We start from the raw sequence: 25,147 nt of genomic DNA on the forward strand, positions 1-25,147 counted from the left end.
AGTATACTATTCCATCATTGCTGCTAATTTTTTATTAAATAATAAGAATAATATTCCCATTATAATTGAAGTAGCAGCTATTCCAGCAAATATTTGTAAGTGTCCTAAAGTTTCTGTGTAACCAGCAAGTCTTCCCGCTATTTGATTAGCAACAAAGCTGCTTAGAAGCCATACACCCATTAGGAAAGATGCAAGTTTAGCTGGCGCTAATTGACTTACCATTGAAAGTCCAACTGGTGATAAGCAAAGTTCACCAACAGTATGGAAGAAATAAGTTCCTACAAGCCATATCATGTTAGCTTTAATAGCAGTATCTTCTATATTTCCTCCTCTTTGCATAACAGCACCAACCATAAGTAAGAAACCAAGTCCTAATAGTATTGAACCTGTTGCCATTTTTTGAGGAATACTTAAGTCACCACTCTTGCTGCAAGCTAATTTGTACCATAGCTTTGATACAGGGATTCCAAGTATTAATATAAACAATGGATTTAATGATTGGAACCAAGATACTGGTACTTCCCATCCACCAACTGACCTATCTATAAAATCTTGTGTGTATATAGTAAGTGAACTTCCAGCTTGTTCAAAGCCTGTCCAGAATATTATAGCAAAAGCTGTTAATATTAAAATAACTGCAGTTCTGTGTTTTTCTTGTTTAGTTAATGGTTTAGCTTTTGCTTTATTATTGGAATTAGATTTAACTACACCTACAGGTGCTTTACCAATTTCTCCAAGGAATTTGTTTGCTAATCCATTAAAGATTACTTGTCCTAAAATCATTCCAAGTCCTGCAACTAAGAAACCATATCTAAATCCGTAGTGTATAATTTCTCCTGCTTGTGTAGTAGCCATTGTTTTTTCTGCTAAAGTACCACATATAAGCGGTGCTAAAAATGATCCGGCATTTATTCCCATGTAGAAAATAGTGAAGGCTGAATCTTTTCTTTTATCTCCATCAGCATATAAATGACCAACCATTGTTGAAATATTTGGTTTAAAGAAACCATTACCGATTATAAGTAAAAATAAACCTATGTATAGCGCAGTCATACTTTGGTTTGAGAATAATGTTAACTGTCCAATAGCTATTATTATTCCTCCAATAGTGATGGCTTTTCTTTGTCCTAAGTATCTATCTGAGATATATCCGCCTGCTAGTGGAGTAAGGTATACAAGAGATGTGAAATTTGCATATATAGTCATTGCAGATACCTTATCTACACCAAGTCCACCTCTTATAAATTCTGTAGTTAAATACATTACAAGCAATGCTCTCATACCATAGTAACTAAATCTTTCCCACATTTCTGTAAAAAATAGCATATACAGACCTGGAGGATGTTTCATTTTGCTTGATTCGTTTGATGAAACTTCTTTCATCATTATATCACTGTCTTTTTTAAGTTCCATAATAAACCTCTTTCTTTGATATTTTATTAACATAACAATTTTAGCAACAAATTCGACAACTTGCAAATTTTTGGTTACAAAAATGTTAAATTATAACCTATAATAGTGGTATTTATATTAAAAATTAAATATTCTATATAAAAAATTTAATAATAGAATCCCCAAAAACAGTTGTTGAATTAGCAATATATTAAAAAATGATAGCTTTTCATAAAAAAATCATATTTTTTGATATTAATTAAAAAATATGATTTTTTTATGAATTTTTAAAATTTGTTTAGTAAGTTTTTATAAGAAATTATTGTACATAGTATGTTTATTCTTGGGACAGTATATATTCATAGGATTAAAAAAGGTGGTGAAATATAATTGATAAGAAAAATTAGTAATTTTATAATATGTTTTTTTATTATTTTTAGTATTCCTATAGATTCAAAGGCATCAGAAGATAGGGATTACAAAACAGAGATGAAGCAGGATATTTTGATTCTTATGTTATCATATCCTCAATATATAGTAGATGTGGAAAAGAAGAGTGATGATGAAGTTTACATAATTATGAAATCGGGTAAGAAAATTATTTATGATGATAAAAAGGAAAAAAATCATGAAGTAAAATTAACAAATCCTGATTTACAAGATATGTTAGGGCAAGATTACCCATTAGAAAAAAATACAGAGATTATGGATAAAAATTTTGATCCTGGTAGAGCTAGGCATTATGAGTTATTAAGCGAAGTCTATGGAAATTCTAAGGGAGCAATTGAAAAAAACTTAGCTAGTTTAAAGTATGGATATACTAATTATCAATTCAATAAGCAAAATAATGCTAATGCGTCTTTAGAAGCAGCTTTAAAAGAATTAATGCCTTTAGCAAAATCAAGATCAGATATAGGCAGTATACTTTACCCTGCCAGTGGAACATTTAATTATAGAGTTATATCTGGAACTGGAAGGCTAAGCCCACATTCATATGGAATCGCAATTGATCTTAAAAGTGATAAGAGGGATTATTGGAAGTGGAGTTCAGAAAAGGCTGGAAAGGAAAGACTCTCTGATTACCCTAAAGAACTAGTGGAAGCATTTGAAAAGAATAATTTCGTGTGGGGAGGAAAATGGGGGCATTTTGATATATTGCATTTTGAATATAGACCAGAAATAATATTAAAAGCTAGATATTTTGCTAATTGGAATAACAATGATGAATGGTTCAAAGGTGTTCCTCTAAACGAAGAAACTAATAAGTATATTGAAATAATTAACAATAAATTGTAATAGAATGACTTAATTTAGAAAGGGGTATTATAGATGCGACTCTCTAAAATCAAAAAAAACCGGTCAAAATTTATAATCATCTTAGTATTCATTGTATTTCTATCATTGATTACTAGTGATAAAAGTAGCATTGTATTTGCTGATGCTAGTACCGATAATGAAGTGAAAAGTATCGTAGAAAATATATTTGCAATAAAAAATAAAGCTATACTTAGTAAAGATTTGGATTCAATTAAATCTTTATATGCTACTGATACTAGATATGGTCAATGGGCATATGAATATGAAGAAAAAAAGGTTAAATATATTAATAATTGGGCAGAAAAGCAGGGAATACAATTTGTTGATATCATTCCCAAGGTAGTAATTAAAAAATCTAAAATTGGAGACAATAAATGTTCTTTTAGTTTAATTTGTAATACGGAGTATAAGTACATATATCCGGATCAGCCTGAAGCTATAAATAGTTCAAGAATGGGGACGTATCATTCTTTTCAATTAAGTAAGAGGGATAAAAATTGGATAATAACAAAGGAGTGGTATACAGATCCATTTGCTGATTCATTAAGTTTAGAAAATATTAAAGCAGATGAGATTAAGCAATATATATCGTCACAGCCACCTAGAGATATTTCAAATATCAATGAAAAAAGAAAAGGCGCAAAGGAATATGCAGAAAGATACTGTGGAGCAGCAACAATTGAGGAGTATGGTTTTAAGTATAATAATAAATATAGAGATTTTAATCCAGAGGGTGGAGATTGTGCAAATTTTGCGTCACAAATACTACGCGAAGGAGGGAAATTCAAGGAAAATTCTACATGGAACTATGACAAAGGAAGTGCAACAGGTCCTTGGGTAAATGCCGGTAAGTTTACTCATTATATGATTAATAGCGGAAGAGCATCGGTAATTGCTAGAGGAAGTTATGAAAAGGTATATAAGGCTTCTTATAAATTACTTCCCGGAGATTTCATTGCATATGAAAAGAAAGGTGATATAACCCATGTATCGACAGTTACAGGAGTCGATTCTAAAGGATATTCTTTAGTAACATGTCATAATACGGATAGAAATAATGTTCCATGGGATTTAGGATGGAGTGATAAAAAAATTAAGTTTTGGCTTATTAGAGTTCATTACTAAATAAAATTTGCCTTAAGGGGTAATTAAATGCACTTTAAGGCTTTATTTAAAATTTAAAGAACAAAATGTGGTGAATGTATCTATAATGATTAATGAAATTTACCTCATGACGAAAGTAAAAAGTTTAATAATTACATAATTAATCAGTATTAATTATGTAATTAATACTAGTTAATTCAGCTATCACAACAAGTTTATTGAAATAATCATATTATAATATATATATTGCAAAAATAATTTTCCATTATAATCCTGAAAGCATTGCGAGAATCTTAGCCCTAATTGTGAACTGTGAAATGCGCATTGTGAATTGCAATATAATATAGTTTTATATAATCAAATTATTATAGTATAATACAAATCAGATATTAATCATTAAGGGGGGGACTAGTAAGAAATATAGTTGTATTCTTACTAAAGTAGAATGAAACAAGTAGTATTAAATAAAAAAGATAAAAGTGTTGTACAAGCTCAGTTGAAATTATTGGATATAAGCTATATCGATAAAATTATGAAATTACAAGAGGATGTATATACAAGATTAGAAAACAAAGAATTTTTTGTATGCTCAGATAAAAAAGAATTTGAAACGGCTATAAATGAAAAAGGTCTAGTTTTGGGTTGTGTTTCATTAGATGAAGATGAGCTAATTGCTATAGGAGCATATATTGAATATGGATACGATGAACATAATTATGGACATGATATAAAAATTCAAGGGGAAGAACTTCTTAAGGTGGGACAGATTGAATCGACCATGGTTTTGGATGATTATAGAGGAAATAAACTTCAAAAGATAATATGTGAATCTCTTGAAGAAATAAGCAAAAAAGCAGGAATGAATTGTATTTGTGCAACAGTTTTTCCAGATAATAAATATAGTTTGAATACATTTAAAAAACTTGGGTATAATGTTATGGAAGATAAATTAAAATATGGTGGATTAAGAAGATTTGTTCTAATGAAAGAATTAAAATAATAAACTCTAAGCATTGTGAAGGAGTAATTTATATCAATATGTATTGTAAGAAAATTATTCATAAAAAAGTTTAATTTGAAATTTTATTAACAAACTTTTAAAAAAAGTATTGATTTATAAATTATTTTGCAATATAATGAATTCCATAAAGCAAATGTGCTTGTAATTAATAAAGAAATTAATTTTTGAGAAATTAAAATTTATATATGCAATGATGAAGAAAAGTAAATTCAAATAGATGATTTTTAGAGAGTGGATGATGGTGAGATATCCGCATGAGTCTTGAATCGAAGAACACTTCGGAGCTATTAACCGAAATTTTAGATTAAAAGAGTAGGCTTAATCGGGTCCATACCGTTAAAAGTGGAGAGTATAAAATAATTATGTTTTGTACTTCATTGAGGTGAGTTTTTTATAAACTAACTAGGGTGGTACCGCGAGTCAATCTCGTCCCTATGCATTATGCATAGGGACGAGATTTTTTTATTCTTTAGGAATTTATATTTCAGTAAAATCTGTAGATAACTTAAAAAAGGTTGATTGAATAGTATTTGTATTTAAAAAAGAATAAAAAAAAAATCTTATTCGCCTGCCAAATTTTTCTCACATGCGTTCGAAAAGGCAGATGCGTGAAAAAAATCTCCGGCTCCATAGTCGCCTACGATTTTTTTGTTATAAATTTTAATTAAAATAAAAATATTTATTTTTACAAAATATCTATAAAAATCTTATGTAAAAATAATCAATATATGGGAAAAGGAGCAATAATCATGAAAAGAATATTTATTAAAGATTTAGCAGTTAACGGGGAAGAAACAGTATTACTTAAGGGATGGGTTCATAAAATTCGTGATCTTTCACATGTTTCATTTATCTTACTTAGAGATAAATCTGGGATAATTCAATTAGTATGTACTAAGGAACAAATTAAAGGTTTAAGACTTGAAAATGCAGTAGAAGTAACTGGAATAGTTCGTGAAAATGAAAAGGCTCCAAAAGGTATGGAAATTGAAGTATCAGATATTAAAATAGCAGGAACTGTATATTATGATAAATTACCATTTGAAATTCAAAGCTATAAAGAAAAAGCTGCACTTGAAACTCAATTGGATTATAGAACAATAAGTCTTAGAATTCCTAAGAAGAAAGCAATTTTTAAAGTTCAAAATGAAATTGAAGAAGCATTTAGAATGTTCTTCAAGAGTAATGATTTTGAAGAAATCCATACTCCAAAGATAACTCATTCCGGAACAGAAGGTGGATCTGAAATGTTTACTGTTAATTACTTTAACAGAAGAGCTTTCCTTGCACAAAGTCCTCAATTCTGGAAGCAAATGATGGTTGGAGCAGGTTTTGAAAGAGTATTTGAAGTTGGTTATGCATATAGAGCAGAACTTCACAACACTTGGAGACATTTAAATGAGTATGTTAGTTTAGACGTTGAAATGGGCTTTATAAAAGACGAAACTGATCTTATGGAAATGGAAGAAAACTTTATAAGATATTTATATAAGCATTTAAATGAAAAATGTGCTGAAGAATTGAAATTATTTGATGTGGTTCTTCCAGAAGAAATTAATATACCAAGAATTCCACTTGCTAAAGCTCAAGAAATTTTATTAACAGAATTTAATAAAAAATCTCCAGTTGGAAATATTGATAATGAGGGTGAGGCACTATTCCATAAATATGTTAAAGAAAAATATAATAGTGACTATGTATTCCTAACAGAGTATCCAACAGCTAAGAGACCAATGTATGCTATGGAATGTGAAGAAAATAGAGAAATGACAAAGAGTTTTGACTTAATCTTTAAAGGTGTTGAAATTACAACTGGTGGCCAAAGAATACATGATTATGAAATGCTAAAAGCTAAAATGTTAAGATTAGGATTAAAGCTTGAAGATTTTGCTTTCTATTTAGATACATTTAAGTATGGAATGCCACCTCATGGAGGATTTGCAATAGGTCTTGAAAGAATTACAATGCAAATATTAAACCTTGGAAATATAAGAGAAGCATCATTATTCCCAAGAGACATGAAGAGATTAACACCGTAATTAGAGAACACAAAAGTGAGAATCCAAATCTTGTATTTGGTTACTCGAACTTTCTCTGTGAGCATCTATGATTTGATGATAATCGCTTACTCTGTGAGTACTCAGTGAGCGAATGCGAGTCGAGTTTCCTTTAAAATGAATTATTCAATAGAAACCTAGAAAAGTTTCTATTGAATAAAGCTAATTAGTTTATGCAAAGTTAATGAATTTTAACATAGTGCTTTAAAAACAGCATTACAATGATAAAAATTTGATGAGGTGAAATTAATGAAAGTAAGTATTGATGAAGTAAAATATATAGCAAAGCTTTCTAAATTAAGATTTTCTGATGAAGAAGCTGCTGAATTTGCAAAAGAATTTGAAAATATTTTAGAGCATTTTCAATATTTAAATGAATTAGATTTAGATATTAAAGAAGATATAGATAACAAAGCAGAATTAAAGCCAGTAGTGAGAAAAGATGAAGTTAAGCAATTTGAATGTAAAGATTTATTTAGAAATGTTAAAGACATGCAAGAGACTTATATTAAAGTACCAAAGATTATTGAATAGGGTGGTGACTAGATAATGCAAATGAATATTAAAGAAATGGTAGAAAAAATTAAAAGTGGAGAATTAACTAGTGAAGCACTAGTTCAATCATATATCGAAGAAATTACAAAAAACGAAGGGACTATAAATGCATTTTTAACTCTTACTTGTGATGAAGCATTGGCTAAAGCTAAAGAAATAGATGCTAAAATAAAAGCTGGTGAATCTCTAGGAAGACTTGCAGGTATCCCAGTAGCAATAAAAGATAACATTTGTACAGAAGGAGTTAATACTACTTGTGCATCAAAAATGCTTGAAGATTTTATTCCTCCATATGATGCAACTGTAATAAAAAAATTATTAGCTGAAGATGCAATAATTATTGGTAAAACAAACATGGATGAATTTGCAATGGGGTCTTCAAATGAGAACTCAGCATTTAAAAAGACTTTAAATCCAAGGGATATAACTAGAGTTCCGGGAGGATCATCAGGTGGATCAGCAGCAGCAGTTGCAGCAAAATTCGCACCAGTATCGTTAGGATCTGATACAGGTGGATCTATAAGACAGCCAGCAGCATTTTGTGGTGTTGTAGGATTAAAGCCTACATATGGATTAGTTTCTAGATTTGGACTTATTGCTTTTGGTTCATCATTAGATCAAATTGGACCATTTTCTAATTCAGTAGAAGACAGTGCCTATATTTTAAATATAATTTCTGGAACTGATGAATATGATTCTACAAGTATAAGAGATTTAAAAGAAATAGATTATACTGCTGGTCTTCAAGATGGAATTAAGGGAATGAAAATCGGTGTCCCAGAAGAATTCTTTGGTGAAGGCTTAGATGAAGAAATTAAGGAATCAGTAAAAAATAGTTTAGATAAATTAAAAGAATTAGGAGCAGAAGTTGAAACATTTTCTCTTCCTATAATTAAGGAAGGATTAGCAGCTTATTATATAATGTCATCTGCTGAAGCAAGTACTAATTTAGATAGATATGATGGAATAAGATATGGTTATAAAACTCCAAATTACACAAATCTAGATGAATTAGTTGAAAACAGTAGAACTGAAGGTTTTGGAGCGGAAGTAAAGAGAAGAATAATGCTTGGAACATATGCACTTGCTTCTGGATATTATGATGCTTATTATAAAAAAGCAGATGCTTTTAGAAGAAAATTAAGATATGATCTTAAAAAGACTTTTGAAAAATATGATTTAATAGTAGGACCAGTTTCACCTGTATTGCCTTTTAAAATTGGTGAAAAAAAGGCTGATCCATTAGCAATGTACTTAGCTGATATTTACACTATTAATGTTAATTTAGCTGGAAATCCAGCAATATCAATTCCAGCAGGAAAGAGCAAAGAAGGCTTACCAATTGGAATTCAATTAATGGGTGATATGTTATGCGAAGAAAAAATATTCAAAGCTGCATATAGCTTAGAACAAGCTTTAGCTATTGAATTATAGGAGGGGAATTACGATGAATTTTGAAACAGTAATAGGACTTGAAATACATGCAGAATTAAAATCGAAGACAAAAATCTTCTGCTCTTGTTCAACTAAATTTGGAGCAGAACCTAATGCAAACACATGTCCAATATGCACAGGGGTTCCTGGAACACTTCCAGTGCTTAATGAAGAAGTTGTAAATTTAGCAATAAAAGCAGGAACTGCACTAGGATGTACAATAAATAAATATAACAAAATGGATAGAAAAAATTATTTTTATCCCGATCTTCCTAAAAATTATCAAACTTCACAATTTGATTTACCAATCTGTTCAGGTGGACTTGTAGAATTTGAACATGAAGGAAAGCAAGTAAAAGTTAGATTAAATAGAATTCACATAGAAGAAGATGCTGGAAAGCTAGTTCACGTAGAAGGAGAACCAATTTCTTTAGTAGACTATAACAGAGTTGGTGTTCCTCTAGCAGAAATAGTTACAGAACCAGATATGAGAAGTGTTAGTGAAGCTGTAGCGTTCATGAAAAAGCTTAAATCAATCTTAGAGTATGGTGAAATTTCTGATTGCCGTATGGAACAAGGGTCATTAAGATGCGATGCTAATATTTCATTAAGACCAGTTGGGCAAAAGGAATATGGAACTAAGGTAGAGCTTAAAAATATCAACTCATTTAGAGAACTTCAAAAAGCTTTAGAAAAAGAAGAAAGAAGACAAAGAGAACTTTACACTTATGGAGAAGGCCATAAGGTAGTTCAAGAAACTAGAAGATGGGATGCTGCAAAAGGTAAAACAATCCCTATGAGATCTAAAGAAGAAGCAGATGACTATAGATATGTGGTAGAACCAGATTTACCACCAATTATAATCTATGATGAACAAATTGAAACAATAACTAAATCGTTACCTGAAATGCCAGATGAAAAGAAAGAAAGATTTTTAACTGCATATGAACTTACAGAAAAAGAAGTTGATATTTTAATAGGTGATAAAGGACTTGCTACTTTCTTTGAAAATGTTGTATCTTTAGGTGCTACACCTAAAATAGCTTCAAACTGGATATTGGGTGATATTTTAAGAATATTAAATGATAAAAAAATAGAATCTGAAGACATGACTTTAGAAGCTGAAAACTTTGCGAAACTTCTTAAGGTAGTCGAAGAAGGTAAAATAAGCAATAATGTAGGAAGAGAAGTTCTTGATGAAATCTTTGATGAAAACAAAGATCCAATGAAGATGATTGAAGAAAAAGGACTTATGCAAATCAGTTCATCTGATGAACTTGAAAAAATAGTTGATGAAGTAATTGCGAATAATCCTCAATCAGTAGAAGACTTTAAAGCAGGAAAGACACAAAGTGCTGGATTCTTAATGGGTCAAGTAATGAAATTGTCAAAAGGAAAAGCAAATCCTAAGGTAGCTAAGGAATTAGTAGATAAGAAACTTAGCGAAATTTAAGAAATGGATTGAAAAGGAGAGCATGCATTTTATATGCAGAAGCTCTCCTTTTTATTTTAGCTGATTTATGAATTAAATAATTGTTAATTTTGCTTTGTTTTAGTGGAATAAATATTTACAAAAAATAATATTATATATTAACTTATATGTTAAATGCTTAAGCTCCATTATATTTTAATAAAGGGAGGAAATTATGGGGAATATCATAAACAAATTTGAAAATGAAACTAAGACAAGGGTAAACGTGATAGATCTTGATAATTTAGGAAAATCTCAATTACAAAAAGTGATTATTAAAGATGGAATTTTCGAAGAAACAGATTTTTTAAAAAATGATAACTATATTAGTTTTCCGACAGAAATGCTTTGTTCATCTACAAAAAGCAATTTTATTAATGTTCATTTATGCTTAAAAAATGAGCTTAGCCTAGTTGAAAAACTGAAAGATGAGATTATAAAATCACTATATGAGGCTTATCTGATTCTTAATAATAATAATGGTATAGAAAACGATAATTTTAGTGAAGAACGTTTTAAGGAAGTCTTTTACGATTCTTTAAACAGTCAAATTAATAATATTTCCTTAATCAAATTTTATGAAGTGAATAGTATACAAAATGTATTTAAAGATATCAATTTTAATGAATTACTTACTGAATTAATGAGAATAAATTCTTCTGATGACTTTGATAATTTTGAAGAGAAAGATGAGCATATATGGAAGAGTTATTTTGGAGATTTCAAAGATGAGTTTCATAAACATTATAGCAAATGGTTGAAAATGATTTCAAAATACTATGAGCATAATGAAGAGGGGCATGAATATGCAAATGAAGCTCAAGATTATATTAATAAGTTTTTAAATAGAAATTTCCGAAATTTGTGTAATGTCATTTACGGAACAAATACTTCTTGTGATCTTATGGTTGAAAGGTTATATATTAAGGTGCCTGCTAGCAAAGCTAAATACCTAGGAATAGTATTTATTGATTGCCCTAAAGGTGAAAATATAGCAAAGACAATAGAAAATCGTATTAGTGAGGATTATAAAGAGTTATTTCTGATTGTATCTAAATGTAGCAATAATCTAGAACAGCTTTTGGCATTAAAAGAAAACATAAATACTGTCACTTTAAGTAAAAGGGTATTTTATGTCTTAAATGAGTTTAAATCATATAGAAACTATTTATTTGAAAACGACCTATTAGGCTCTAATTCTAAAGAAGATTTAATCGATGCATTAAAATATTCCGCAGCTAAAAAATTAGGAGTCGCAGGAGATAAAGTTATTGTAACAGAAGAATTTAACGATATTAATAAAAGAACATTAGATAAACTAAACACACGGAATGACTTTTTGCAGTTATTAAGAATGATTAGAAAAGAAAGCGAACGATTAGGTAAAACTATAAAGATTAAAGCATCAAATAAGGAAGGATTAATTAGTATTTCATTAAACCAGGAAAGAATGATTGTACAAGCTCTTATGGGAATGCTTTATGAAAGATATAATGGATATCTAGTTGAGCAGTGGAAGAGAATCATTGCTGATGAAAATGAAAAAAGCGATAGGAAGCGTAAAAATTATACTTACAGTGAGATTCATACAATAATAAGAAATCGCAAAGATAATTATAAAGAATATAAAGTTACTAAATGTTTAACTACAAGGAAAGATAATAAACCAATTGACTTTAGTATGAGAAGTGGCGATTATAATGATAGTAAACGAATATTAAAAATGATGGTTGATTATGGCTATCAAACAGTAGGATTTAACCCTAATGAAAATAAAATTTTAGTAAATGTTAATGGAGAAATATCTAATGAAGATAAAGAAAAATTAATAAAGTCTATTAAAGGAAGGCTTCAAGAAAGCGCTATAAACTATTTTGAAAAAGCTTTCTTAATGGATATATCAAGAAAAAAATTTAACACAAATAATTTATGCAAAGCTCTAGAAATTGAAACTAATATAACAATTGATGATTTCTATAGTGCGTTTAAAGAGATGTTCAAAAAAATTAGTGATAATATAGTTAGATATGAAGTTTGTCTTCGATAACGGATAAAAATGTAGGTAAATGTTAGGTGGCATATATTGCAAAGATAAATCTTCATTATAGTCTAAAAATATTACAAGAATTTTAGCTGTAATTGTGAAATGTGCATTGTGAATTGCAGTATATATATTAAATTGATTTGATAAATTTTACTTTTGCTAAGCGATTAGATTATAAATTATATATAAAAACTTCAGTATTAATAGATCATCTAAAGCTGAAGTTTTTTACTTATGCTTAAAAATATAATTAATCTATTTAGATTATATTTTAACTATATTGCACAATTAAAAATCATATTAAGTTGGCAAATGAATACAGCAATGCATATTATTAGTTTGACAAAATATGTAAATCATATATAATTATGATATAAAGGTTTAAGGGGATGATAACGTGATAAAAAACTGTTGGAAAAAAGCCATAGCTTTATCAATGATCGCCACATCAATAATGCTATTAAACCCAGTAGGGGCTAAAGCGTCATGGAAGCAAGATAATATTGGATGGTGGTATAGTGAAGGAAATCTATGGGCTACTGGTTGGAGAAAAGTTGATGGAAATTGGTATTATTTCTATCAAAATGGATATATGGCTAAAGATACGCAAATAAATGGTTATAGAATATATTCAAATGGAGTCGCAGCAAGCAATCCTAGCGAAAAATATGAAGATTCAAATTCTTATAAATGGAAAATTGAAAATGGAGAAAATAAGGATGTATCTAATAATTACTATTATATAGAGAATGATAAAGTTATTGGTAAAATGATAAATAAAAATAACTATTTGTACTATACAGAAAATGGACAGAATTTTACTGGATGGAAGCAATTGGGCAGTGCAAAAGGTTTTAACTGGTATTACATGGAGAACGGAAAACGCTGTTTAGGATGGAAAAGCATTAATGGAAATTGGTTTTATTTTTCCGATTTTGATGGTGACTCTGATACTGATGTTGAAAATTTAAGAGGAAAAATGGTTAATACATCTATTTTGGATGCAGGCAAGAGTTACCAATTTGATGATTATGGAGCTTTACAAAGTACAGTTACAAGATAAAAATATTTTAACTAATGAAGGAATCTAGTATAAATTTTAACTGTGTCAATAATATGAGATTATAAAATATAATTTGAGATTTGGTAAACTATACTGTTTATATAGGATTATCAGAATTGGCAATTATATAGTAAAAATGTCGTTATTAAAGATAATAACATTTTATGTATTGCTGATATTGAGTATTTCTAAGTGCTTAAATAATATTGTACAATACAAAAAAAGAATGACTTAGTTAGGGAATAAGTCATTCTTTTATTATTATTTAAGGGGATAAATAATAATGCTTTAACTACTTTACAAGTTTAATTGTATATTATTAATGTTACATGTTTGTGTCAAATTTATTAACTTAATATAAACAAAATAAAAATTTAAATTTTAGCACTGATATACAAAAAATAGATCGTTTACTATAAGAAAAGAAGAACTAAAAAATAAATTTTAATAATAATTAAAAATATTTATATAGGAATAAAGTTGTCTTGATAGATTTTTGTTGCGTTAGTTTTCTGAATTTATTCAAAAAATAATTATAAAAAAGAACGACTTATCAAGGGAATAAGCCGCTCTAAAATTAGAGAGTATTGAACTAAATTCCTACAACTAAAGTATAAAATGTATGGAGTTTTTTATCAAAATAAATCGTATTACAATCAATGACATGAAAATACTATATATTCTATGTTAAGTTTTAAAACGACATGAAAAAATAAATTTACACAGGAATATTGTAGAAAAAGATAAAAATACATATAAAAAAGCAACATGAAAATAAGTGAAGATATTGTTGAAAGATAGTACAATAAGGTTGGGTATAAAATTAATGATTATGAGAGGGATGAGTAATCATCAAAAAAGGGCTAAGATCCTCATTCTTAGGCCTTTTTTTGATATTTAACAATGTGCTTGTCCAGATTTTGAGAAATACGGATAACTATTTTATTTCTAGGAGAAAGAATACAAAGCATCTTATTTAGAAGACATTTTCTTAAACGTATATTATATCTTAACTTAAATAATTCAAATCTATTCATGATAGTACCTCTTTTTACTAATTTATACACATAAAATAAATTATAATCTACATAAAATAAATTTTCAAAAAAAATCATACTACAAATAATGTCAAAATATTGTATAAATATACATGCTATTTTATTCAGATAAAATGAACATATTAATCTAGGCAAATAATATATAAAGAGATATTAAATTGCTAGAAAATATAAATTTGTATAAATAATATGTATGTTATTTAAAATAGTTAGAAACCAAAAAACTTAGTTTATTAGCTTTATATATTAAATTAAATTAAATATAAGTTTTAATGCAACTAGAGCTAGGTTTGGCGCTGTAAAGATTATTGCCTAAAACTTATGAAGGATATTTTTATGACCTTGATATATATAGCAAAAATAATTCTTCATCATGATTCTAAAAATATTGCAAGAATTTTATCCGTAATTGTGAATTGTGCATTGTGAATTGAAACATATATATAGATAATTTAAAGAATATTAGCATTGAAAAATTGATTAAACAGATGTTAAAATGTATAGATGAATTAAAAAGAAAGTATTTACTTATGAGGAAATTATTCGAATTGAAAATGACTAAAAGATATATAGTAATTTATTGGAGGTAATTATCATGAACATTCATGAAATTTTGTTTGGTTCAAGACCAAAATCTATTTTGAAAATAATAAAAGAAGGGGATTTGGAGGGACTTAAAAATTTTATAACAAATGGCGGAAATATTAATGAAAAATATAATGATACTAGCCTGCTTCATTTTGCTATAGATAATTGTGAGAAAAATTACTTTGAAATAATACAATTTCTGGTAAACAATGGTGCTGATATAAATAGTAATCAAAGTTATTTGAAAGAACTACCATTACATAGAATCTGTGCGAGAGTAAGTCCTAAGATGGACGTCATTAGATTACTGTTAGAGAAAGGATCTAAAGTAAATGCTGAAAATATATCCGGAAAAACTCCTATCTTTTATTGTAACTTTAATTATTCGGTAGAGCTTTTAAATCTTCTTATTAAATATGGTGCAGATATTAAACATAGAGATAAGTATAGCAATACTATTTTGCATGATGACTATTTAACTTGTCGTGATACTGATAAGTTTCAAGAATACTTAAACGAAATAGTTTCTCTTGGACTAGATATAAATTCAAAGAATAATTTAGGACACACACCACTATATCTGTGTAAAAATAAATCTATTGAAAATATATTGATGGAACATGGAGCAAAGAGAAGTGTATAATTAAGTGCTTATATACTATAGAGTAGCTAAATTTAATGATATGAGTCTAGAATCTTTTTTATGATAACATTGCTACCGAGTATAATTTATAATTGTGGTTAACATATTATTGCAAAACAAAATTATAATTAAGGAGGTAGATTCAAATGTCATTAAATAATAGCGGAGTACATAAAAATTCACTATCTAGAAAAAGAACCGACTCAAATATGGTAAAGTCGGATGTTGGTGCAGAAATTGGTTTTCCTAACAACAAAGATAAAGGTAGAGGAAAGACAGATGGAATAGTTGGAAAGAATTAAAATTTAAAATAACTTTAATTCTTAGCTTAGAATAACAATTTAGAATATAAGAAAAAATAAAGAATCCCTTTGCGGTAATAGTTTTTATAGCAAAGGGATTCTTTTATTAGTTTCTTATTAGATAGTCAAATGCACCTAAGGCTGCTGTTGCGCCAGATCCCATGGAAATAATTATTTGCTTGTATGGGGTATTAGTGCAATCTCCAGCTGCAAATACTCCTGGTACATTAGTAGCACCATGGTTATCAATTATAATTTCACCTGATTTATTGCGCTGGATAGTTTCTCCTAGCCAATCAGTGTTTGGTACAAGTCCAATTTGGACAAATACACCATCTAATTCAACATGCTTAATTTCTCCTGTGTCACGTTCAATATAGGTAATTCCATTTACCTTATCAGTACCAGTAATTTCTTTAGTCTGAACATTTTTTAAGACGGTTATATTATTCAAACTGTAAAGACGATCTTGCAAAACTGAATCTGCTTTAAGTTCTGTCATAAATTCAAAAACGGTTACGTGACTAGCAACTCCAGCAAGGTCAATGGCAGCTTCGATGCCTGAATTACCTCCACCGATGACTGCAACATGTTTCCCTTTAAATAAAGGTCCATCACAATGAGGACAATATGTCACACCTTTATTCTTAAATTCTTCTTCTCCAGGAACACCGACATTCCTCCAGCGGGCACCTGTCGAAATTATTACAGTTTTGCTCTTTAAACGTGCACCATTTTCTAGTTCAATCTCAATAAGGTTTTTTTTTTCTATAGTCTTAGCACGTTGTAAGTTTACTATATCAACGTTATAGTCTTTGACATGCTCTTCAAGACTTGCTGCAAGCTTAGGGCCTTCTGTATATTTAATACTTATAAAGTTTTCAATACCTATGGTATCTAATACTTGACCACCAAAACGTTCAACGATAATTCCTGTACGAATGCCTTTACGTGCGGCATAAATAGCAGCACTTGCACCTGCTGGGCCGCCGCCAACAACAAGCACATCGTATGGATCTTTATCTGCAAAATCTTCTGAAACTGGGGCTTCTCCGATTTTTGCAAGAATTTCTTCGATAGTCATGCGGCCACTTGCAAAGAATTCTCCATTTAAATAAATTGATGGTACTGCAAGTATATTTTTACTTTCTATCTCTTCTTTAAAAACGGCACCATCAATCATTGTATGAGTGACATTTGGATTAAGGATGCTAATTAAATTTAGAGATTGAACAACTTCTGGGCAGTTATGACAGCTTAAACTAATATAGGTTTCAAAATGGTATTCTCCTTTAATGTTCCTAATTGAATCAATTGTCTTCTGATCAATTTTTGGGGCTCTTCCGCTAACTTGTAGAAGAGCTAATACCAATGAATTAAATTCATGTCCTAAAGGTATTCCAGCAAAAGCTACACCAGTTTCTTCATCAGTACGATTTATGCTAAAGCTGGGAGTTCTTAATAACTTTGATTTTTCAGCTTTTATTTTTGGAGACATAGAAACTAGTTCATCTACGAGAGAAATCATAGTATTGGATATATCATCGGAATCAGCACTGACTTTTATAAGTACAGTGCCTTCCATAAGCTCAAGATATTGAGCTAATTGTTGTTTTATATCTTTATCTAGTATCATAGGCGTACCTCTTAGATCTTTCCTACAAGATCAAGGCTTGGTTTAAGTGTTGATGCGCCTTCTTTCCATTTTGCTGGGCAAACTTCGCCAGGATTATTTCTAACATATTGAGCAGCTTTAATTTTATTTACTATTACAGCTGCATCACGCCCGATATTGCCGGCATTAATTTCAATTGCTTGAATAACACCATCTGGATCTATGATAAAAGTACCACGATCTGCAAGACCATCAGACTCAATCAATACATCAAAGTTACGAGATAATGTATGTGAAGGATCACCAATCATAGTATAAGTTATTTTTTTGATGGCTTCTGAACTATCGTGCCATGCTTTATGTGTGTAGTGGGTATCTGTTGAAACTGAATATACTTCAGCGCCAAGCCCCTTTAAAGTTTCATAATTATCTTGTAAATCTTCTAATTCAGTAGGGCATACGAATGTGAAATCTGCTGGATAAAAACAAACCACACTCCATTTACCTTTGAAATTTTCTTCAGTGATATCTATAAATTCACCGTTTTTGTAAGCTGATGCTTTAAATTGTTTTACTTCTGTTCCTATTAATGACATAATATATTACCTCCTAAAATTCATTTTTATATTTAAACTATATTTATATTTTATTAAATATTATTATTTAATAATGATAATGATTATCACTTAAGATAATTATAAATCTAAATTATAATTTGTCAATACTATTATGTAAAAATTCTTTTAGGATGAATTGAACTATTTTCTTTTTGAAAATCAGCATTAAAAAAATAATGTGAGGACTTTTGCTGTAATAGTTAACTATTACAGCAAATCACAAAATACATATGTTTTAAACTTTTTAGTGATTAAGCTTGAGACTAAGCTTTACGTATTTTGAAATAAATCTAAAAAATTATTTCCAGCTGATGAAAGATACCCTGTTTTCGACCATATTATAGCTATCTGAGTTGTTAATATGTCGCTATCAATTTCTTTATAAATTATATTTGAAGAACCTATTAGTTTTATTGCAGATTTTGGTACTATGGCGATTCCAAGTCCAGAATTTGCCCAAAGCAGGGAAGTCCGTGCATCATCATTTTTGCAAAATACAGTTGGCTGAAAATTAAAGTCTTGGCACACTTTAAATATGAGACTTTCAAACCTCCTATAGAATATCAATGGTTTGTTATTTAATTCAGTAATGTTTATGATTTCACTATCAGTCCAGTTTAAGTCTTTTCTCATAGCTGCAACCATAGGCTCTTTTGGCAAAAAAATTGAGTTTATTCCTGAATTGTTAAATGGAGTTCTTACAATAGCAATTTCAATTATGCCTTTATCCAATAACTCTAATAATTCATAGGTATTCCCCTCGTGAATTTCAAAATTTATGAAAGGATATTTTTCGTGGAATATATTTAATCTGCTATCTAAAAGTGACGCTCCAGATGAGGATACAGTGCCTATGGATAAGGTACCATGATTTCCTTGCTTAAAATCTTTTAATTCATTTTCAGTAGATTTTGTTAAAGATAATATCTGCTTAGCGCGCTTATAAAGTATAACTCCAGCATCAGTAAGTTTTATATTTCGACTTCCTCGCTCAACTAGTTTAACGCCGAGTTCATCTTCTAAGTTTTTCAACTGATAGCTTAAAGGGGGCTGGGCCATATGAAGTCTCTTGGCAGCATTTGTTATTTGCCCTTCTTCTGCAATTGCATAGAAATATTTTAATTGTTTAATATCCATTTTTTATCCACCTTCTGATATACAAAAAATATATGGCATCGATACATATTATGTATTTTTTATATAGATATGTTTTTGTTATAATGATAAAGGAAATTTTGAGAATGTTCAATAAGACATTACAGATAGGGGGATAAATCTTGAACTATTTATTAAAATTCGTAAAACCGTATAAAAGGCAAGTTACATTAGGTCCTATATTTAAGTTGCTTGAGGCTGTCTTTGAAATATCAATACCAACAATAATGGTATTTATAACAGATAAAGGAATAGGAACAAAAAACATAAACTATATATTTGAAATAGGATTAATAATGCTTTCTATGGCAATTTTAGGTGTGTTATCATCTTTTACATGTCAGTATTTTGCATCTATTGCTTCACAAGGGTTTGGGACGGCTCTTAGAAATGAGATGTTCAAAAAGATAGGAACTTTTTCATATAATGAGATTGATGATTTTGGGACGCCATCTCTTATTAATCGTGTTACAAATGATGTGAATCAGCTTCAACTTGGCCTTGCAATGCTTATAAGACTTGTTATAAGGGTGCCGTTTCTTTGCATCGGCGGAATCATAATGGCTATGTATCTTGACGTGAAATTGTCGCTTATAATGTATTTATCAATTCCATTCTTTGCTTTTGCAATATATCTTATTATGAATAAATCTCTTCCTCTATATAAGGTGGTTCAAAGAAAACTTGATAAGTTGTCACTTGTTTTAAGAGAAAATTTATCAGGAGTAAGAGTTATAAGAGCATTTTCAAGAGTAGAAGGTGAAAAGATAAGATTTAGAGAATCGAATGAGGAACTTGCAAGCACTGCAATTAAGGTAGGAAAAATATCTGCACTTATGAATCCAGTTACAAGTGTAATAATGAATTTTGCACTTATGGCTGTAATTTGGTTTGGCGGAATAAGAGTAAATGTAGGTGGAATGACAACAGGACAGGTTATAGCTTATATAAATTATATAAACATGGTATTATCGGCGCTCATAGTACTTGCTAGCCTTATAGTTACTTTTACTAAAGCAGCAGCTAGTGCAGCTCGTGTAAATGAGGTACTTAGAGCAGAACCAAGTATTAAGTACAGTGGAAATTCTGAGTTTAGTAAAAATATTAATAAAGATATTCCAATAATTAAATTTGATAATGTATCTTTTTCTTATAAAGGATCTAAGGAAGATGCAATAAGTAATATTTCTTTTGAAATAAAAAGAGGACAAATGGTTGGGATAATAGGTGGTACAGGTTCAGGAAAAACTACTTTAGTTAATTTAATACCTAGATTATATGATACAAGCAAAGGAAATGTTTTGCTAAACGGAATTAATGTTAAAGATTATTATAAAAAAGAAATTGATAACAATATAGGGCTAGTTCCTCAAAAAGCCGTTTTATTTTCTGGCACTGTATCAGAAAATATAAGATGGGGCGCTCAAAATGCAAGCATGAGTGAAGTTAAGAAGGCAGCTGAAATTGGAATGGCAGCAGATTTTATAGAAAAAATGCCTGAAAAATATGACACATATATATCCCAAGGCGGAGTTAATTTCTCTGGTGGTCAAAAACAAAGACTTACTATAGCAAGAGCATTAGTAAAGAAACCTGAAATATTAATAATGGATGACAGTTTAAGTGCTCTTGATTATGCTACAGATGCTGCACTTAGAAAAGCTCTTAAAGAAAATTCCAGTGATACAACTGTAATTATGGTAACTCAAAGAATAAGCACTGTAAAGGATGCTGATTTAATAATTGTATTAGATGACGGAAAACTTGCGGGAGTTGGAAACCATGAACAATTGCTTAAAGAGTCCGAAGTTTATAGAGAAATATGTAGCTCTCAAATTACAAAGGAGGCTATGTAAATGAAAAAAAGTACATTTTCTAGATTAATTGGTTATGTTTCAAAATATAAAGGATATATGTTTGCATCTCTGATCTTTGCGCTAATAAGTAATATTCTTATAGCATTTATGCCGTTAATAGTAGGAAGGTCCATTGATAACATAGTTGCTAAAGGTGAAGTTGATTTTGATGGATTAATTAAGACAATTATAATACTTGGAGTAATATATATAGTAAGTTCACTATTTACGTGGCTGTTTACTATAGTAGCTAATATTGTAGCATATAATACAGTAAAAGATCTTAGAAATGAAGCCCTAAATAAGATAAGCTCTCTGCCTTTAAAATACTTTGACAAAAATCCTCATGGAGATATTATAAGCAGACTTACAAATGATATGGATAATGTTTCAGATGGATTATTTCAAGGGATAACACAATTTTATCCAGGAATCATAACTATAATAAGTTCACTTGTTTTAATGGTAAGTTTAAGTTTTAAATTAACTTTAGTTATAGTTTTAATGACACCTTTTTGTTTCCTTATTGCTTCTTTCATTACAAAGAGGTCAAATAAAATGTTTAAAGAGCAGCAAAAGACTTTAGGTGAATTAAATGGTTATATAGAAGAAATCGTGGGAAGCCAAAAAGTAGTAAGACTTTTTGGATATGAAGAAAGAGCTCAGGAGAACTTTTCAGGAATTAATTCAAGGCTTTACAAGTGTGGGCAGCTTGCGCAGTTTTATTCATCACTTACAAATCCAGCTACAAGATTTGTAAATAATATTACATATATTTTAGTTGGCCTTGTTGGAGGGATACTTTCGGTTTTAAGCGGGTTAAGTGTTGGTGTGATTTCAAGTTTCTTAACCTATTCAACTCAGTTTTCACAACCAATAAACAACATTACTAGTGTAGCCACTCAGATTCAAGCAGCTATTGCATCTTGTGAAAGAATATTTTCTATTATAGATGAAGAGCCAGAAAAAGCAGATTCTAAAGAAGTTGAAAATATAGAGAGTTGTGATGGAACTGTTGAGTTTGATAATGTATCATTTTCTTATAATAAGAAAGTTCCACTTATAGAAAATTTCAGCGTTAATATAAAAAAAGGAAGTACAATAGCTATTGTCGGACCAACTGGTGCTGGCAAGACCACTATAGTTAACTTGCTTATGAGGTTCTATGATTTAGACAAAGGTAGGATTACTATAGATGGCAAGAGCATAGATGATCTTACAAGAAATAATCTCAGAAGCCAATTTGGTATGGTGCTTCAAGATACATGGCTATTTGAAGGAACTATAAGGCAAAATATTGCTTATGGTAAACCAAATGCTACGTTAGAAGAAGTTGAAAATGCAGCTAAAGCTGCCTTTATTCATAGTTTTATAAAAAGACTTCCTGATGGTTACGATACGATTATAACTGAATCTGGGGGAAATCTTTCTGAAGGTCAAAAGCAGCTTTTGACTATAGCCAGAGTAATGCTAATTGATCCGCCAATTCTTATATTAGATGAAGCAACAAGTAATGTAGATACAAGAACTGAGCTAAAAATACAAAATGCATTTCTTTCAATGATGAAAGGGCGTACAAGCTTTGTTATAGCTCATAGACTTTCTACTATCCGAGATGCAGATATAATCCTTGTTATGAAGAATGGTAAAATTGTTGAAAGAGGGAATCATGAGGAACTTGTAAATAAAGGTGGAATTTATACAGAACTTTATAATAGTCAGTTTAAGCATCAGCTGTAAAAAGATGTTTGTATATTTAAAAAAATTTATATGTTAGTATAAATTGTATAAGTAATATCATATTTAATAATATAGCTTTTTTATCATGAGTCTCTTAAAGTTATAGAGGATCATAAATTTTTAAATGCATAAGAGGTAGAAAAATGAAACGTAATAATAGTAATAGTACTAAAAATATTAAGGGAGCGAGAATTACTATATTAGTTATTGCAGTTGCATTACTTGTAATTATAGGAAGCATAGTAGCAGCACAGAAATTTTCAACAGGCAGTAAAACGGTACAAGCTGCTAGCAGCACGGGAGAAAGTAGTAATGATGATAAGGAAAATAGCGATTCAGTTAATAAGGAAAGTAATGGCAGTGTAGAAGATGTTGCATATTTAGAAAAGTATATTGAGCAGCAAGAGAAGAACCAAAAGCCTGATGGTGCTGATGGTAAAAAAGTTGCTTACTTAACTTTCGATGATGGCCCATCCACAACAGTAACCCCTCAAATTTTAGATATCCTTAAATCTGAAGATGTACATGCAACATTTTTCCTTATAGGAACCGCCCATGAAGGCAAAGCCTTCACAAAGTATAATGAAAATTAAGTGGTTTCTGTTAACAAATGGATAACCTTGTCAATAATATAGAAAGGTGAGGAAGTAAGCCGTTGTACTTTCTGGTAGCAAGAACTCCTTTTAGGAAACTGGCTACGGTAATTTTGAGCACAAAGTATTGTGTCTAGAGCACGTGTAGGAAATTTTTTTTTGATAAGTAATTACTGTTGAACTCACTGAATTTATTATGGAGAAGGTAGGAATGGAAGCAATAATTGAAAGGTGTGCAGGTATAGATGTGCACGAAAGAACAGTAGTAGTATGTGTTTTAAAGGGTGATTTAAAGAAAAAACCGGAAAAGGAAATAGAGACATTTAATACTACGACTACAGATTTGTTAAAACTTTTAGATTGGATTGAAGAAAGAGGCTGTACGCAAGTAGCAATGGAAAGCACAGGCGTATACTGGAAGCCTGTCTGGAATGTATTAGAATCAGGTGATTTTGAAATTATACTTGCAAATGCTAGACATATAAAGAATCTTCCAGGAAGAAAGACCGACGTGAAAGACGCAGAATGGATAGCTCAATTATTGAGAAGTGGATTAATTAATAAGAGTTTTGTACCAGATGCACATATAAGAGATCTTAGAGATATAACAAGATATAGGAAGAAAATACTATACGAACTTAATAGAGAGAAGAATAGGATTCATAAAATTCTAGAGGATTGTAATATAAAGATTTCAAGTTATATTTCAGATATATTTGGAGATACAGGACGAAAAATATTAAATAAAATCATTAATCAAGAAGAAATTAGAATGACAGACTTAATTGAGATATCAAATGGTAGAGGTAAAGCAAGTATAAGAAAGAAACTAGGAGAAATAAAAGAGGCTGTAAACGGAAAAATAAGAAACCATCATTTGACAATGATAAAATACAGCTATGATCACATTAGGTTTTTAGAAGAACAAGTAGTCCATATAGAAAAAGAAATAGGTGAATATATAGAGCCATATTTTGAAGAAGTAGAGATAATAGATACTATACCAGGTATAAACAAGAATGCAGCATCAGTAATAATAGCAGAGATTGGAACTGATATGAGTTATTTCCCAACAGATAAGCATCTAACATCATGGGCAGGCCTAAGTCCTGGAAATTGTGAAAGCGCAGGTAAAAAAAAAGAAGTAAAACAATGAATGGAGATAAAGCATTAAAAAGTGTAATGTGTGAATGTGCTTGGGCAGCAAGCATGAGTAAGGATACTAGATTATCAATATGCTATAAGCGATGGGTGAAAAGAATGGGAAAGAAAAAAGCCACAATAGCATTAGCAAGTTTAATGTTAAGAATATGCTATCAATTGTTAAAGGAAAGAAAAAACTATATAGAATATGGTACTATTTATTTAGATAAACTTAGAGAAAAAAGAGAAGAAAGTATGATAAAAATTCTAAAGTCAAAAGGCTATAATATAGAAAAAATCAATAAGTAAAAGAAACAAATAATTTAATATAAGGCTTGGACTAGCCTAAAATAGGCTAGTTTAGTTTCCTATTGTCAAA

General features: G+C 29.7%; 20 protein-coding genes, 1 pseudogene and 1 other annotated feature. Of the genes and pseudogenes, 16 read left to right on the forward strand and 5 right to left on the reverse strand.

Features of this window, described 5'->3' with window-relative positions:
• Positions 1 to 6 precede the first annotated feature (6 nt).
• Positions 7 to 1,413: a peptide MFS transporter gene (locus PZA12_RS10975; RefSeq protein WP_078115759.1), complete on the reverse strand. Its 1,407-nt coding sequence runs from the start codon at positions 1,411 to 1,413 to the stop codon at positions 7 to 9.
• A 372-nt stretch (positions 1,414 to 1,785) separates the two neighbouring features.
• On the opposite strand from PZA12_RS10975, the gene PZA12_RS10980 reads away from it, so the two are divergent.
• The 9 genes from PZA12_RS10980 (at position 1,786) to PZA12_RS11020 (ending at position 13,458) form a co-directional block, all read left to right on the forward strand.
• Positions 1,786 to 2,688, forward strand: a complete 903-nt coding sequence (locus PZA12_RS10980; protein ID WP_181006037.1) for a M15 family metallopeptidase — start codon at positions 1,786 to 1,788, stop codon at positions 2,686 to 2,688.
• Positions 2,689 to 2,721: 33 nt separating this feature from the next.
• A complete protein-coding gene (locus PZA12_RS10985; protein ID WP_103699117.1) occupies positions 2,722 to 3,834 on the forward strand; it encodes an amidase domain-containing protein in 1,113 nt (370 codons plus the stop codon).
• A gap of 424 nt (positions 3,835 to 4,258) precedes the next feature.
• Entirely contained in the window at positions 4,259 to 4,813 is a 555-nt protein-coding gene (locus PZA12_RS10990; RefSeq protein WP_077842234.1) for a GNAT family N-acetyltransferase, read from the forward strand.
• Positions 4,814 to 5,015: 202 nt separating this feature from the next.
• Positions 5,016 to 5,271 (forward strand) — a binding site (T-box leader).
• A gap of 312 nt (positions 5,272 to 5,583) precedes the next feature.
• Complete coding sequence (gene aspS, locus PZA12_RS10995; RefSeq protein WP_077840725.1) at positions 5,584 to 6,873, forward strand: aspartate--tRNA(Asn) ligase; 1,290 nt, start codon at positions 5,584 to 5,586, stop codon at positions 6,871 to 6,873.
• A 267-nt stretch (positions 6,874 to 7,140) separates the two neighbouring features.
• The gene (gene gatC / locus PZA12_RS11000; protein ID WP_077840726.1) at positions 7,141 to 7,425 is read left to right on the forward strand and encodes an Asp-tRNA(Asn)/Glu-tRNA(Gln) amidotransferase subunit GatC; all 285 of its coding nucleotides are present in this window, start codon (positions 7,141 to 7,143) and stop codon (positions 7,423 to 7,425) included.
• 15 nt (positions 7,426 to 7,440) lie between these two features.
• A complete protein-coding gene (gatA, locus tag PZA12_RS11005) occupies positions 7,441 to 8,880 on the forward strand; it encodes an Asp-tRNA(Asn)/Glu-tRNA(Gln) amidotransferase subunit GatA (protein WP_078115757.1) in 1,440 nt (479 codons plus the stop codon).
• A 13-nt stretch (positions 8,881 to 8,893) separates the two neighbouring features.
• On the forward strand, positions 8,894 to 10,333 hold the full coding sequence (gene gatB, locus PZA12_RS11010; protein ID WP_077842232.1) for an Asp-tRNA(Asn)/Glu-tRNA(Gln) amidotransferase subunit GatB: 1,440 nt from the start codon (positions 8,894 to 8,896) through the stop codon (positions 10,331 to 10,333).
• A 193-nt stretch (positions 10,334 to 10,526) separates the two neighbouring features.
• On the forward strand, positions 10,527 to 12,398 hold the full coding sequence (locus PZA12_RS11015; protein WP_078115756.1) for a hypothetical protein: 1,872 nt from the start codon (positions 10,527 to 10,529) through the stop codon (positions 12,396 to 12,398).
• A 394-nt stretch (positions 12,399 to 12,792) separates the two neighbouring features.
• Complete coding sequence (locus PZA12_RS11020; RefSeq protein WP_078115755.1) at positions 12,793 to 13,458, forward strand: cell wall-binding protein; 666 nt, start codon at positions 12,793 to 12,795, stop codon at positions 13,456 to 13,458.
• A gap of 878 nt (positions 13,459 to 14,336) precedes the next feature.
• On the opposite strand, the gene PZA12_RS24935 is transcribed toward PZA12_RS11020, so the two are convergent.
• Positions 14,337 to 14,573, reverse strand: coding sequence for a Spo0E family sporulation regulatory protein-aspartic acid phosphatase (locus tag PZA12_RS24935; RefSeq protein WP_406585020.1), 237 nt, complete (start codon positions 14,571 to 14,573; stop codon positions 14,337 to 14,339).
• Between the two features lie 538 nt (positions 14,574 to 15,111).
• Here PZA12_RS24935 and PZA12_RS11025 point away from each other — a divergent pair.
• Positions 15,112 to 15,747 (forward strand): ankyrin repeat domain-containing protein, encoded by a 636-nt coding sequence (locus tag PZA12_RS11025; protein ID WP_078115754.1) that lies wholly within the window; start codon positions 15,112 to 15,114, stop codon positions 15,745 to 15,747.
• A 146-nt stretch (positions 15,748 to 15,893) separates the two neighbouring features.
• Positions 15,894 to 16,049 (forward strand): hypothetical protein, encoded by a 156-nt coding sequence (locus PZA12_RS11030; protein WP_167595034.1) that lies wholly within the window; start codon positions 15,894 to 15,896, stop codon positions 16,047 to 16,049.
• 106 nt (positions 16,050 to 16,155) lie between these two features.
• On the opposite strand, the gene ahpF is transcribed toward PZA12_RS11030, so the two are convergent.
• The 3 genes from ahpF to PZA12_RS11045 form a co-directional block, all read right to left on the reverse strand.
• The gene (gene ahpF / locus PZA12_RS11035) at positions 16,156 to 17,685 is read right to left on the reverse strand and encodes an alkyl hydroperoxide reductase subunit F (protein WP_078115753.1); all 1,530 of its coding nucleotides are present in this window, start codon (positions 17,683 to 17,685) and stop codon (positions 16,156 to 16,158) included.
• 11 nt (positions 17,686 to 17,696) lie between these two features.
• A complete protein-coding gene (gene ahpC / locus PZA12_RS11040; RefSeq protein WP_017212628.1) occupies positions 17,697 to 18,260 on the reverse strand; it encodes an alkyl hydroperoxide reductase subunit C in 564 nt (187 codons plus the stop codon).
• Positions 18,261 to 18,551: 291 nt separating this feature from the next.
• Positions 18,552 to 19,418, reverse strand: a complete 867-nt coding sequence (locus PZA12_RS11045; protein WP_078115752.1) for a LysR family transcriptional regulator — start codon at positions 19,416 to 19,418, stop codon at positions 18,552 to 18,554.
• Positions 19,419 to 19,558: 140 nt separating this feature from the next.
• Between PZA12_RS11045 and PZA12_RS11050 the strand changes: the two genes are divergently transcribed.
• The 5 genes and pseudogenes from PZA12_RS11050 (at position 19,559) to PZA12_RS11070 (ending at position 25,077) form a co-directional block, all read left to right on the forward strand.
• Complete coding sequence (locus PZA12_RS11050; RefSeq protein WP_078115751.1) at positions 19,559 to 21,292, forward strand: ABC transporter ATP-binding protein; 1,734 nt, start codon at positions 19,559 to 19,561, stop codon at positions 21,290 to 21,292.
• Positions 21,293 to 23,032, forward strand: coding sequence for an ABC transporter ATP-binding protein (locus PZA12_RS11055; protein ID WP_078115750.1), 1,740 nt, complete (start codon positions 21,293 to 21,295; stop codon positions 23,030 to 23,032).
• 143 nt (positions 23,033 to 23,175) lie between these two features.
• A pseudogene (locus tag PZA12_RS11060) lies at positions 23,176 to 23,580 on the forward strand (polysaccharide deacetylase family protein); the annotation flags it as partial.
• Between the two features lie 256 nt (positions 23,581 to 23,836).
• Complete coding sequence (locus PZA12_RS11065) at positions 23,837 to 24,781, forward strand: IS110 family transposase (RefSeq protein WP_245160066.1); 945 nt, start codon at positions 23,837 to 23,839, stop codon at positions 24,779 to 24,781.
• Positions 24,778 to 25,077: a hypothetical protein gene (locus tag PZA12_RS11070; RefSeq protein WP_103699435.1), complete on the forward strand. Its 300-nt coding sequence runs from the start codon at positions 24,778 to 24,780 to the stop codon at positions 25,075 to 25,077. The genes PZA12_RS11065 and PZA12_RS11070 overlap by 4 nt, the downstream gene beginning before the upstream one ends.
• Positions 25,078 to 25,147: the final 70 nt, after the last annotated feature.

The organism is Clostridium beijerinckii (assembly GCF_036699995.1).
GTDB lineage: Bacteria > Bacillota > Clostridia > Clostridiales > Clostridiaceae > Clostridium > Clostridium helianthi.